This is a genomic window from Vibrio sp. Scap24 (assembly GCF_013394185.1).
Classification (GTDB): Bacteria; Pseudomonadota; Gammaproteobacteria; order Enterobacterales; family Vibrionaceae; genus Vibrio; species Vibrio pomeroyi.
Window position 1 is genome coordinate 2034184 of record NZ_CP041332.1, and the last position, 13268, is coordinate 2047451.

Here is a 13268-nt window from a genome sequence, read left to right on the forward strand (position 1 = left end):
ACAATGAAGGTTACCTTCCGAGTGGATGCGTCACTATTTATCGGTAGTGGACACGTCATGCGCTGTTTGGTGCTTGCTGATATATTAAAAAGCAAAGGTTTTTCTGTATGCTTTGCTTGCCTGCCTCAGCCTGGGGACATGATTACATATATCCGTGATAGAGGCTTTGACGTATTAGAGCTGACTCCCTCTTGCCTACAAATGACTCCCTCCCATAGCGCTGATTATAAAGCTTGGCTTCAACGTAGCGTTGAAGAAGATGCAAATGACTTTCTATCTAAAGTTGATTATTCCGAGTGGGTGATTGTGGATCACTATGCGTTGGACCATGAATGGGAAAGTATCATTATTGGTAAGCTGTCATGCGCTATTTTATCGATTGATGACCTTAACCGTGAACACTGTAGTGATATTATTCTCGACCAAAACCTATGGCCGAACATTTCAAAAAGATATTCGGATTGTTCTGCTACTAAACTCCTTGGTCCTGAATATGCTCTTTTAAGAAAGAGCTTTTCAACATTGCGGGATTCGCCCCGAGATTCAATATCTAATCAACTCTTAGTCTTTTTTGGTGGAACAGATCCTACAAATGAGTGCGAGAAGTTTATTCTTGCAGCAAATGAGTTTAAGACGCTCCCGTTTAATACTATTTTGATCACGGGGAGAATCAACCCTCGTTTTGATGCTTTGATAAAGCTTAATCAAAATAGCAATGTTTCTATATATAAAAATTTAGAGAGTTTTGATTTATCTTTAAGTAATAGCAAATATGCAATTGGCGCATCAGGAGTCAGTAACTGGGAGCGGTTTTGTCTTAGAGTTCCTGCCTCGATAGTTTCCGTAGCGGAGAACCAAGTCATACTTTCAAATTACTTGTCAGATTTAGGGTTTGTTGAATACTTAGGTGAAGGTATAACGACGAGTACCGATACTTATGCACTTGAGCTAGCGCGTTTATGTAAAAGGTGGGATTACATTAAACCTTTTAGCGATTTTGAAGTTGATGGCTTTGGTGCGAATAAGGTCGCTCAAACAATGGAGAGCTTTTGTCGTGAAACAAAGAGTGATTAAATTTAGGCTACTTGAAGAAAGTGATTTAGAAGAAGTTCTCACTTGGAGAAACTCTCCAGATGTTAGGAAAAACATGTACACCTCTCATGAAATCACTATGGATGAACACAAGTCGTGGTTTTCTAGTATGTGCAAGGATAGTTCAAAAGAATATTTTTTAGCGGAGTTAAATGGAGAGCCGGCAGGTGTTGTTGGATTTACTGATATAAATCGAATTTCTAGAATCGCTTCTTGGGCATTCTATGCATCGCCCAATGCGGTAAGAGGTACAGGATCTTTGATGGAATATCGAGCGCTAGAGCATGCATTTACTGAATTAGATTTGCATAAATTACGCTGTGAGGTTTTAGGCTTTAATCAACCAGTGGTGAAGTTACATTCCAAATTTGGCTTTAAAGTTGAAGGTACTCATCGAGATGCTTTCTTCAATGGGACTGACTATCACGATGTAGTACATTTGGGTATCTTTTCACATGAGTGGAAAGGTATTAGAAACCTTATGAAAGATAAATTGAGAGTATACGAAGAGAATGAATAAAAACATATACATCGATAATCGAGAAATTGGTCCTAATTGTCCTCCATATATTATTGCTGAACTTTCTGCTAACCATAATGGCGATATAAACCGTGCTTTTCAGATTATGGAAGAAGCAAAAAAAGCAGGTGCTGATGCGATTAAACTTCAAACCTATACCCATGAAACTATCACAATGGATAGTGACTCGGAAGAGTTTCAAATTCATGGCGGCTTATGGGATGGCCAAACTCTGTATGAGTTGTATAAAGAAGCGCATATGCCTTGGGAATGGCATAAACCTTTGTTTGAAAAAGCAAAAGATTTAGGTATTACGATATTTAGTTCACCATTTGATTTTACCGCTGTAGATTTATTAGAGGAGCTAGACGCTCCTGCATACAAAATAGCATCTTTCGAAGTGGTTGATTTACCTTTGATCAAGCGTGTTGCTCAAACCGGTAAGCCGATGATCATTTCAACGGGTATGGCCAATGAGGAAGAGATTGAAGAAGCAGTAAAAACAGCGAGGGATAATGGATGTACTGAGCTAGTTGTACTGCATTGTGTAAGTGGGTATCCAGCGCCGGCTGAACAGTACAATTTAAAAACTATTGCCGATATAGCACAACGATTTGAGGTATTGTCAGGCCTTTCTGATCATACAATCGACAATGCCACCGCAGTTGCTTCGGTTACTCTAGGTGCGTGTTTGATAGAAAAGCATGTCACGATGGATCGAAATGGTGGCGGTGCCGATGATAGCTTTTCTCTTGAGCCTCATGAATTAGCGGCATTATGTAAAGACACGAAAACGGCTTGGCAAGCAATGGGACAAGTTAACTACGAAAGAACAGAAGCTGAAAAGGGAAATGTTAAGTTTCGTCGCTCTTTATATGTAGTAAAAGACATTAAGGCTGGTGAAACATTTACTCCAGAACATGTACGAAGCATTAGACCTGGTTATGGGTTAGCGCCAAAATATTATGATAGTGTTATTGGAAGTGTAGCTAGTGCAAATGTTGAAGGTGGTTCGCCACTTCGTGAGGAACATTACTTGTGAACGTGTATTGTTATAGGTTAGATGTACTATTACAATATTATATATTAGCGACTGGATCTCTTGCTGAATTTTTATCTGTTGGATGAAGCATATCAATCTAATTTGAACTCCTACAAAGGTAAAGTACAATGAAATTTATTTTTCATGTTCACAGTAATATTAATCTATCTACTGCATTGGCAACTGTTGACTTTTTAAAGTTAAATTATGAAGATGTTTTGTTTCTATTGTTTAGAGGGGTAGGTACAAACGTAACTAGCGTAAATTGCATCGTTATGGACGATAGCCTAATTCTTCATAACTATGCAAACCTTAGGGCGTTAAAAACTAAAAGCATGTTCCTGAATAGAGAAAAGGTTGAAATAATAGACTCGGTTTTGGATGAATTTTTGAAAGGTGATGTTTTTACTTATTTTTGCCCTAACACCAAGAACCCGTTTTATCAAATATATTTGACGCATGAAAAGTGTGTACAAATAAATTATATAGAAGATGGATTTGATGCATACTTGGATAAAAATGACTTATTAGCTAAATTCCCTTTGAAAGAGCATTACATTGACAGATTACTCTCTTTGCTAATGCCATTCTTTGAGAGTACAAGCTCAACAAGGGTAAAGTATGGACGATATATGTACGATAACTATGGTTACAGTAAGTCAAGATTTTTTCATATAGGCAAAGGCGCATTTTTACATTCAAACCCTAATGACCGTTTTCATGTACCAATAAACTACAAAGCTAACATTAACTCGAATGTCTGTTTTGTTTTTGATGCACTGGTTGAGCAAGAAATAATAACTCACGACAGTTTGCTGCATTACTTAATTCGCTCATGTTCTATAATGAAAGATGAACTTAAAGTTGATACTTTAGCTGTAAAGTTTCATCCAATGCAAACTATTAGCTTGAGAGCAGAACTAATTTCAATAATGTCTAACTTCTTTCAGGTTGAGGTGATTGAAGACAGTGTAATTCTTGAAAACTACTTTATCGCAAGTGGTGGGCTAAAAGTTTTTGGTTTCGGCTCATCGCTTTTGATTTATGCGTCTCTAAATGACACCAATAATGTTTATCCACTATATACAATGATTGATAAGTCTGATTATCTTGATACTAGAAGGCCTGGCTTGTGGAAGAAAACTTTTAGTAAAATGAAGAATATAAATGATATTCAGGTGATTTTATGAAAAATTTAGTCGGTGTCAATATCACTTCTCCATATCAACTATTGTCTCTAATGTCTTACTATAAGGCTAACGGCTCGAGATATAATTGTATTGTTGTATACAAGTATAATGCTTGGGGGAGTGAGCAAATTTCAAACTTATATCTAGACTATTTTCACTCAATTGGCGGAGTGTTGGTTGAGGGGCTTAAGGGGACTCCAACTATAATAAAAGATATCAAACGGCGCTTTAGTCCAAAAGAAATAGACTTTGTTTCTGTTGGAAAAATAGATCCGCTTATGTCCATTTTTTTTCGAAAAAGTCGTAGAGTTGTAATTGCTGATGGATTTGGCTCTTATGGTAGCGTGTATTCATTCTACAAAGCAATTCGCAGAGAAGGTCAGTCAGTAAATGTATATTGTCTATATGCAGTTTTTCATTATACGCTCAAGTCAATATTCAACAGTTTGATAAAGTCTGAATCCTATGCTTTTCATAACTTGAAGACTATGGAAGAAGACAATAGATTTGCTTCTGAGTTTAAACTGGTTTGTAGGGAAATTGGCCCAATTGAAGATGGGGTAATGGGTGATAGGAAAGTACTACTAGTAGCTGAGCAACCTCTTGTCAAGCTTGGCCTACTCACCAATAGTGAGTATGGCGATATACTGTGTAGGATAAAGCGATATGCTGAGGAAAACAATTTACAATTGATACTAAAGAAGCACCCATCTGAAAATTTCACTAGCAAAGAGCCCTTTGATTACATAAGTAATGCTCGGATAGTTGAAGACATCTGTATTAATAGCCCCAATATAACGCATGTGGTTTCACATTCATCAAGTAGTCTGTTTAATTTAACCGTGCTTAACGAAGAAATTAACGTCATTTCTTTTCTTTGTGAACTTCCCCCAATCCTAAGTTCTAAGCAAAAGAAGCTATTTTCAAAAATTAGGTTGGAAAACTTTTAGGTGTGCTAAATGTATAATAGATGGTTAGTGTTATCTTTTTGGGTTAAAGATTGATGATTAAAAAAAACATCTTGTCATATTTTGTATCTAATGTTCTTAGTGCTGCTATTCCATTTTTTTTGATACCAATAATTACGCGCTATCTTACAGTTGAAGAATATGGTCAAGTTGCCATGTTCCTTATTTTGATTAATATATTTTCTGTATTTGTTGGGTTTCGATGTGTCGGGGCAGCAACCAGAAAGCACTATGATTTAAAGTCTAATGATGCAGTTGCATATAATATTAATTGTATTTACGTGATGATATTAACGTTACCATTCTGTTTTCTGGGGGTATATCTATTTCAATCAGAATTTATAAGTTATTTTTCAGTGCCAATTACGTGGGTGTATATAGCAATAGCGTCGTCTATTGCTATATTTTTTAATGAGCTTAGACTTACGCAATGGCAAGTAAGAAACAAAGCTATAGCTTACGGCTTTTTCCAAGTTAGTACAGTAGTTGTAACTTTTGCATTAAGTGTTCTGGCTGTATTTAATGACTTTGGTGGTGAAGGAAGAATAGTTGCGCAGTTTCTTTCTGTGTCACTTATGTCGACTTTTGCAATATACTCACTATTTCATACTCGAGTTATCTCTATATCTAGATTTAGCAATTTGTACATAAAAGATATCATAATTTTTAGTGTTCCACTTCTTCCCCACTTATCTTTTGGATTGCTAATATCTTCATACGATAGATTTCTTATTAATCAGGAGCTAGGTCTTCACAGTGCAGGTTTATATATGGCCGCTATACAACTTGGGTTTGCCTTAAAAGTTGTATTCGACTCTGTAAACAAAGTAGCAGTACCAAAGATTTATGAAGTGTTGTCAAAGGATTGTATCGATGATAAGCAGTTGCTCGTAAAAAATACATATATATATATGGCACTTTTGCTTAGTGTGTTTCCTTTGACATTTGTATTATCAGAATTTGCGATTAAAGTTATTCTCGGTCAGAAATATATTGTATTGACTGAGTTTATTCATTGGGTTTTTCTCGCACAATCATTCAATGGAATTCAAACGTTATTATCTTCATATTTAACGTATTCAAGAAAGAACGCTACAATTTCGTTCATAACAGTTTTAACAGGTTTGATGAACGTACCGTTGATGTTTTGGCTCATTTCTACTCACGAACTTTTAGGTGTGGCGTTATCTTTTGCCCTAAGCTCTTTGATAAGACTATTGTTGACATTTTATTTTGTTCAGAAAGAAAAACTGGTACCTTGGAGTTTAGGGTATGAATTTTAAAATCAATTTTAATACGATAGTTTGGTTAGTAATGATTTTATTAACCACAGTTATAAATAGCAATGCTGCCTACTTTTTGTTTATTTGTTGTTCGCTTTTATATATGGTCGCAAAACTAAGACTGCCATTAACTAACTATTGTGTGGTTACAGTCGTGTCCGTTTTTCTGCTCATCCCTCCCACATTAGGGTATACAGATAACAATAGCTTAGGCAGCATGTTTACAGTGCTAAGTTTTGTATTTAGCTTTTTATTTGCATTCAGGGTTTTGACGTCTAGGACAGAACTTATCCTTCTTTCTAAGGTTCTAATTTACTATATTTTTGGTTTGGTAGTTCTAGGGCTTATATATTCTATTGTTGTTGGTCAACGGTTCTATATCACGGCAGATAATTTACTCCCTGGGCAAAGTAGAAATATGTTGTCATACTATGTATTCTTTTCTCTATCCTTCTACCTATTTTCGAATAGAATTAATGATATAAAGCCTAGCTTGGTCATTATTGGGGTGGGCCTGATTTTTTCCGTTCTGCTTTACGGTCGTTCGGGAATTGGTTTTGCATCAGCATTATTTTTAATATCAGTTGCATTTTATTGCAAGAAACGGGTTATAGCTGTAATTGGTCTTATAGTTATCCCTATATTAGTCTATTATTATATGGAACAGTATTATGATGTAATAGAGTTATATATTACGAATTATACGAAATTCGGAAGAACAACAGAAAATGTAAGGCTAGTAATGCTTGTTGACTACCTTGACCAATTAACTTTCTCAAAGTTCTTTTTAGGCCAACAGTTTACTCGGGTTCCATCAATTATGAGCCTAGGTTCTGGTTCACCACATAATTCCTACATATGGTTTTTGGCTAACTTTGGATTTAATTTTCTACTGTTTCTTTTAGTTGCAATTTTTTCTTTGGTTTTATTTTTGATACACGATAGGTTTTTGTTTTCTATTTTCTTGCTTTTTTTGATGAGGTCTTTCTTTGAGGTTATCATATTTCCTGGTTCAATATCTGATGTTTTTCTCTTCATTATGTTACTGTACCCGATCAAATATTTACAGTTTAATAAGGAGTTAGCATGAAAGTTATTGGACTAGTTCATAGTCATGAGAAAGCCTTTTTTCCGGAATCAAATGCATATCGAAAGTACTTTAAAAGCAAGGAAGACTATCGGGTTGAAATATTTAATAGCTTCGATGAAGCAAGTAAAGAGTCAGATTGTATAATCTTCTATTGTGGTTTCTTGCCCTTCTGGAAAAATTGTGATGCCAAACTGATTATGGAGTATCATTCGTTAAGTACAGGGAGGTGGCCAAGGCTAAAAAATTTGGTTAAACGGATTTTAAACAAAAGAGCTGATGGGTATATATTTCTAAATGAGTCAACCCAAACCGGTTTCTATTTTAACTCGGTTAGCAATTATTGTTATAGGTCGATGGGCTATAGTAATTATCAGGTGCCGAAGTCTTTAGACTCTCTAGAACAAAAGATAGTGTACATGGGAACAGTTAATCGCCAAGGTGTTTTGTCGACAATTAAGAAATTGGCAGCTTTAGGATTTGAACTACATATCATTGGTGGCGAACTCCCAGAGAAAATACCTAATGTAATCACTTATCCTCGGATGTCTCAAAAAGACGCTTATACTATAGCTGCAAGCTGTACATTTGGACTTAATTATACTCCTGACTTATATCCATACAATATTCAAGATAGTACGAAATTAATTGATTACTGCGGACTGGGGATGAGAGTGATTACTAATAAATACCAATGGGTGTATGATTTTGAAATAGAAACTAACTCATGCTTTTATAATGTCGAAGATGTTATTACTCTTTCTAGTTTTGATGAAATAGACCAACTTCCTTATAGAGAAGGTGACTATAGTAAAAGAGCTTGGGAAGAAGTTATAGATTCATCAGGTGTTTATAGAGTTGTATCCGAGGCTTTGAAGCATAATTGAAATTGTATTTTATAACTAATTAACTTTTTTAATATTTATGTCGAAGGTGTTAGGTCGCCTTGTGCTTATTTTCTGTGATGTAAGCTATTAGGTTTGATTAATAATTTTCTAACTGTGTTCGATGATTTTTCGTTTATTTATTCGTGTCATGATTTATTGTGCGTTTATATTTCGTTTGGTATTGAACTTGTTTGAGCTTGGCTGGTTTTGAAGTCAAAAAATTAACACTCAGTCATGTCAGTTTTGTAATACATTGTTAAGGAGAAAATATGTTGGTCTATGCTGTTATTCCTGCACGGTCTGGTTCTAAGGGGTTACCAGGCAAAAATATTAAGGAAATCGCTGGTAAGCCTCTTATCGCCTACTCGATTGAATTTGCTAAGTCGATAGAATGCATCGACAGAGTTTTCTGTACTACTGACTCTAAAGAATATGCCAATATAGCTAAAAAATATGGTGCAGAAGTGCCTTTTTTGAGAAGTGATTTAGCATCTCATGACACTGCGATGGAGCAAGACATTCTTAGAAATATCCGTGAAGAATTTAGGCTTCATGGGATCGAAGAGCCAGAGATAATTGTTTGGTTGAGACCAACTTTCGTATTTCGTTCTAAGGCTGATGTTGAGGTTGCGGTTTTGAGCCTAAAAAATGACACTAGTCTTAGTGCTGCGCGCACTGTCATTGAGGCTGAGAATCGTCTATATTCCACCGAAAAAAATAAGCTGGTACCTCTGTTTGACGACAAATGTAAATCAATGATTAGGCGACAGGATATGCCAAAGAGTTACAAAGTGTTCAGCACGGATATATTTAGATTCAAGGGAAACGAATTTGGAGATGATTTCCTTGGTAGAAACGTATTAGCATTCGAATCAAACAAGGTTTGTGGTTTAGATATAGATGATTCACTTGACTTCCACATTGTACGTTCATTAATTGAAAATTCGAGAGAAATAGTAGATGAGTATTTGCCAAAAATTAGTAACTGAAATCAAAGAACAGTTAGAATTAATTGTTAGCTTTAAGTCAACAAAAGTAAAAAAATCAGACGACAGTTTTGTTTCAAAAGGAGATCTTCTTGTTCAAGAGATAGTGTTGGACTTTTGTAGTCGATATCTTCCAGAACACACCTTAATTTCTGAAGAGCTTGCTCCTTTTGAAGGTTATGAATGGAACCTTAATGGCTCCTACGTAGTGTTGGATCCGATTGACGGAACAGAAAACTTCGTTAGTGGTCTTCGTGAGTGGGGTGTAGGAATCTCAATTTATACAAAAGGTTTGCATGCTGAGTCGTGTATATATCTTCCAGAACTTGATGAAGTTGCTATTAGTGGGCAACCTCTCGAAAAGTTTGAGTCTCGTATTCATGGTTTGTCCTCATCTTTGACTAAAGAAGACCTTAGTAAACTTCCAGAAGGTTTTGAATATCGAATTATTGGTTGTTCTATGTACAATATGCTAAACGCTGTCAAGGGCAGTTATTCGCGATTTGAGAATGTTAAGGGAGTCAGTTGTTGGGACATTTTACCAGGCTTAAATCTTGCTCTTGAGCATGGTGTTAACGCTTACGTAAATGGCGAACGTTATAATGGACAGCTCCTTTTTCCAACTCAAAAATACAAGATTCTTTTGGAGGCTTAGTTGTTGATGAAATCTTCTTTTTTTGATGTTTTCGAGCTATTTAAGCTTTCCGGAAAAAAAAATATTGCGATTATTGGTAAGGGTTCGTCTTTCGATCATATAGATCTAGAGTGTTTAGATGAATTTTTCGTTATTAATATCAATGATTCAGAAAAAGCCTATTCGGGTGATGTCGGAATGTATCACTTCGAATGGGTTAGGGACTATCTGGCGAGTTCTACAGGCCAATGTACATTTTATTTAACTTCTAAACCTCTTGAAAAAAACAATCATATATACATATCTGAAAGGCATGAAGACCCAGAGAATTACCTTCCAATACAAGAGCGTTTTTTTGAGACGGAATTTGTGTTGGAAGACGCAACAATCATATCTGCATTAAAGCTTTGCAACTTGATAGCTGATTATGTCAGAGATAAACTTGAAGTCTATTTGCTGGGGTTTGACTTTACGTTATCCGCTGGTTTTTCTCAAAGATCTGGTGGAACAGTCGATTTTGGTGAAGAGGCTTATGTTGAAAATATTCTTCATAGCCAGAGGGCTTATCTAGAGCTGTTAATGGCACATGAGAAAGACCTATCGATTACAGTTAATCATGTTGGGAGCCAAGATTTTAGTCACCTAAACCCTAGTCAGTTTAATCAAGCATTTAATGGTAAGGCTTTTACTCTAGGTGAATCGACTAGACCTAAAAGCATTTGCCAATCTGCGAAACGTAATTATAAAGTAAAAGTTATTGCCGAGATAACTACAAATCATTTCGGTGATCTACAACTTCTAAAAAAAATGATCTTAGCTGCTGCAGAGTCTGGGGCTGATTATATAAAGCTTCAAAAAAGAGATGTTGAATCATTTTATTCTCCAGAAGAACTCGATAAGCCTTATACATCACCATTTGGAGAGACATTCCGTGATTATCGTTATGGACTAGAACTTGATGAATTTGGCTTTAACATGGTGGAAAAGTGGTGTAACGAATTTGATATTAAGTGGTTTGCATCAGTTCTTGACCTACCTTCTTACGAGTTTATAAAGAAGTTTTCCCCAGATATGATAAAGCTTCCATCAACTATATCTGAACACACAGATTTCTTAGAAACCGTAGCAGACGACTTTAGAGGTGATGTTGTGTTGTCTACTGGTATGACTGACAGTGCTTACGAAAAATTTGTTATAGAAAAATTCAATAAGTGTCGCTCTCTTTATTTGCTGCAATGTGTATCTGCTTATCCTACGATGAATGAAGATGCTAACGTGGCGGTAGTTCGTCATTATCATGATTTAAGTAAGAAATATCCTCGAATAATTCCAGGTTATTCCAGCCATGATATTGGTTCTTTATGCTGTCAGTTGTCGGTCGCTGCTGGAGGTCGTATGGTAGAGAAGCATGTCAAGTATGGGAATACACCTTGGGCCCATTTCGATAATGTTGCGATTGACATGTTGACAGATAATTTTAAGAAGTTTGTTGATGATATTCGCCTAGCAGAGTTATGCTTAGGTAGTGACTCAAAAGAAGTATTAAAATCCGAACATCATAAATACAGAAAATAGCAGTTATTCTTAGCAACGATTTGTCTAACTACTGATGATTAATTCATGTGTTCGGTGTTGTATTCGGCGTTTTTCAAGGTAGTTGTCGCCTGAGTTGTTAAGCTGCTTCTTTTTTGTTCTCTGGGTTTTAATGCACATCGCCGATGTCATCCCAGTTTCTGATGCTCTTTGACCAGCGGTTAGGGTTCTTTTCATGTGCTTTTCTATATACCTCCCCTCGTTTGCAAGGATGACCTTATCTTCATCATTGTGTGTTGTATAGGTGTCACGAACCAGGGAAACTGCACGGATTGTAACCCTCCCCAATAACCGTCTCACTTTCATTTAGACGTTTCCGTTTACACTCAAAGAAACGGAGAAACAACATCATGAAAAAATCACGCATTACGGAAGAGTAAATTATCAAAATTTTGAAGGAAGTTGAGGCTGGTCGAATGCTCAAAGATGTCTGCCGAGAACACGGCGTGGCTCTGCCTTCGTACTACAACTGGAAATCGAAATATGGTGGTATGGAAGCATCCGATGTAAAAAATCAAAGCACTGAAGGAGAGAATCGACGCCTTAAAACGATATTCGCAGATCTAAGCTTGGAGCTCTGAATTGTCAAAGATACCTTAGAAAAAAGCTGTCAAGGCAGCGGTTAAAAGAGAACTTGTTGATTATGTCGTTCAGCAGTTCAAGGTCAGCCTAAGACTGGTCTGCTGTGCAGTTGGCATTAGTGGTTCAAGTTATCGCTACAAAGCGCATTACCACCGTGATGATATGATCATCGAGAAAACCCAAGAGATATCTGAACGTTATCCTGCGTATGGATTTGGGAAAATATTCAAAGTTCTAAGGCGGTGGGGACATCCGTGGAATCACAAACGAGTTTATCGAGTCTATTGTTCGCTCAAACTAAATTTCCGACGTAAGGGTAAGGGTCGTCTTCCCAGTCGTAACCCTGCACCACTTGCCGCTCCTGAATATATGAATGCCTGTTGGTCGATGGATTTTGTTAGTGACGCTCTTCATTGGTAACTGTTCACCCGCGAGGTATTGTCAGTGAACAGAGAATGTGAATCGGCACCACCTTTAGTATTAAGCACTATCTGGATATACCTGTAGCTACTAAATTTAGAAAATTCACTAGACCGCATAATTCATGCGACTACAGAAGGTGATCTGGGTGAACAATTACCTTTATTGTGGAATAAGATTCAGGGCGTTAAATATCGTCGATGATTTTAATCGATAAGCTTTGGCCATTGAAATATACCTTAATTTACACGCTCAGGGAGTTATTCGAACTCTCAAAAGGCTTATTGCATGGCGTGGAACATCATCAAAGATCAGGGTAGACAATGGGCCTGAACTTATCGCGACGGCATTGGCAGAATGTACCAAAGAACAGCGAACTCTCTTGAAGTTCATTGAACCAGGAAAGCCAACACGAACTCATTTATTGAGCGATTTAATCGTACATATCGAAACGAATTACTCGATATGTACGTTTTTAGTAGCTTGAATCAAGTTCCGGAAATGACGGATGAATGGATGCGAGAATATAACGAAGATCGCCCTCATGACTCTCTGAAGATCTAACCTCTTGGGAATATTTAGCCAAATATGAATTGGGAGAAATATAATTTATAAATCGTTTTGCCAGTATTCATCACAACATTGATAACTGACTAAGGAGCAAGATACTGAGTGTTTTTTATGGTTCTGTACTAAAACGGAGCCAGATTATGACGACAATAACGAACCCATTTATGCATTTCGAAGTGATAAAAGATTACCGACAAGCCGCGAAAGTGGAACATAAATTGTCAGACATTATTTTGCTGACGATGTGTGGCGTGCTATCTGGTTTTGAGAATGGTATTCCGTCATCAGGTACTATTGCTCGGTCATGGGTATGGTGAGTCCGTCAGCGATGCAAAAGGCATTCATTAAGTGGATTAAAAGATTGTCATCAATAAATATCTAGCAGCGGTTAAATCTGCGCTGAATTAATTCTGA

General features: G+C 36.6%; 11 protein-coding genes and 3 pseudogenes. All 14 read left to right on the forward strand.

All coding sequences use genetic code 11. The features are described 5' to 3' along the window. Positions 1 to 3: 3 nt before the first annotated feature. Positions 4 to 1074: a UDP-2,4-diacetamido-2,4,6-trideoxy-beta-L-altropyranose hydrolase gene (gene pseG / locus FLM53_RS08985; RefSeq protein WP_176680727.1), complete on the forward strand. Its 1071-nt coding sequence runs from the start codon at positions 4 to 6 to the stop codon at positions 1072 to 1074. Beyond that, the gene (pseH, locus tag FLM53_RS08990; RefSeq protein ID WP_176680728.1) at positions 1055 to 1612 is read left to right on the forward strand and encodes a UDP-4-amino-4,6-dideoxy-N-acetyl-beta-L-altrosamine N-acetyltransferase; all 558 of its coding nucleotides are present in this window, start codon (positions 1055 to 1057) and stop codon (positions 1610 to 1612) included. The genes pseG and pseH overlap by 20 nt, the downstream gene beginning before the upstream one ends. After that, on the forward strand, positions 1605 to 2654 hold the full coding sequence (gene pseI / locus FLM53_RS08995; RefSeq protein WP_176680759.1) for a pseudaminic acid synthase: 1050 nt from the start codon (positions 1605 to 1607) through the stop codon (positions 2652 to 2654). The genes pseH and pseI overlap by 8 nt, the downstream gene beginning before the upstream one ends. Before the next feature lie 128 nt (positions 2655 to 2782). Beyond that, entirely contained in the window at positions 2783 to 3844 is a 1062-nt protein-coding gene (locus FLM53_RS09000; protein WP_176680760.1) for a polysialyltransferase family glycosyltransferase, read from the forward strand. Beyond that, positions 3841 to 4794 carry a polysialyltransferase family glycosyltransferase gene (locus FLM53_RS09005; RefSeq protein ID WP_176680761.1) on the forward strand — a complete coding sequence of 318 codons (954 nt, stop codon included), beginning with the start codon at positions 3841 to 3843 and terminating at the stop codon, positions 4792 to 4794. Before FLM53_RS09000 ends, FLM53_RS09005 begins: the two co-directional genes overlap by 4 nt. A gap of 53 nt (positions 4795 to 4847) precedes the next feature. Further along, entirely contained in the window at positions 4848 to 6095 is a 1248-nt protein-coding gene (locus tag FLM53_RS09010) for a lipopolysaccharide biosynthesis protein (protein ID WP_176680762.1), read from the forward strand. After that, entirely contained in the window at positions 6085 to 7185 is a 1101-nt protein-coding gene (locus tag FLM53_RS09015; protein WP_176680763.1) for a hypothetical protein, read from the forward strand. The genes FLM53_RS09010 and FLM53_RS09015 overlap by 11 nt, the downstream gene beginning before the upstream one ends. Next, positions 7182 to 8069: a hypothetical protein gene (locus FLM53_RS09020; RefSeq protein WP_176680764.1), complete on the forward strand. Its 888-nt coding sequence runs from the start codon at positions 7182 to 7184 to the stop codon at positions 8067 to 8069. Before FLM53_RS09015 ends, FLM53_RS09020 begins: the two co-directional genes overlap by 4 nt. 269 nt (positions 8070 to 8338) lie before the next feature. Further along, positions 8339 to 9058: a cytidylyltransferase domain-containing protein gene (locus FLM53_RS09025; protein ID WP_176680765.1), complete on the forward strand. Its 720-nt coding sequence runs from the start codon at positions 8339 to 8341 to the stop codon at positions 9056 to 9058. Next, the gene (locus FLM53_RS09030; protein WP_176680766.1) at positions 9030 to 9710 is read left to right on the forward strand and encodes an inositol monophosphatase family protein; all 681 of its coding nucleotides are present in this window, start codon (positions 9030 to 9032) and stop codon (positions 9708 to 9710) included. Before FLM53_RS09025 ends, FLM53_RS09030 begins: the two co-directional genes overlap by 29 nt. 6 nt (positions 9711 to 9716) lie before the next feature. Continuing rightward, positions 9717 to 11264 carry an N-acetylneuraminate synthase family protein gene (locus FLM53_RS09035; protein ID WP_176680937.1) on the forward strand — a complete coding sequence of 516 codons (1548 nt, stop codon included), beginning with the start codon at positions 9717 to 9719 and terminating at the stop codon, positions 11262 to 11264. Positions 11265 to 11662: 398 nt separating this feature from the next. After that, a pseudogene (locus FLM53_RS23990) lies at positions 11663 to 12278 on the forward strand (transposase); the annotation flags it as partial. A gap of 172 nt (positions 12279 to 12450) precedes the next feature. Continuing rightward, a pseudogene (locus FLM53_RS23995) lies at positions 12451 to 12848 on the forward strand (integrase core domain-containing protein); the annotation flags it as partial. 146 nt (positions 12849 to 12994) lie between these two features. Then, a pseudogene (locus FLM53_RS24175) lies at positions 12995 to 13222 on the forward strand (transposase family protein); the annotation flags it as partial. Positions 13223 to 13268: the final 46 nt, after the last annotated feature.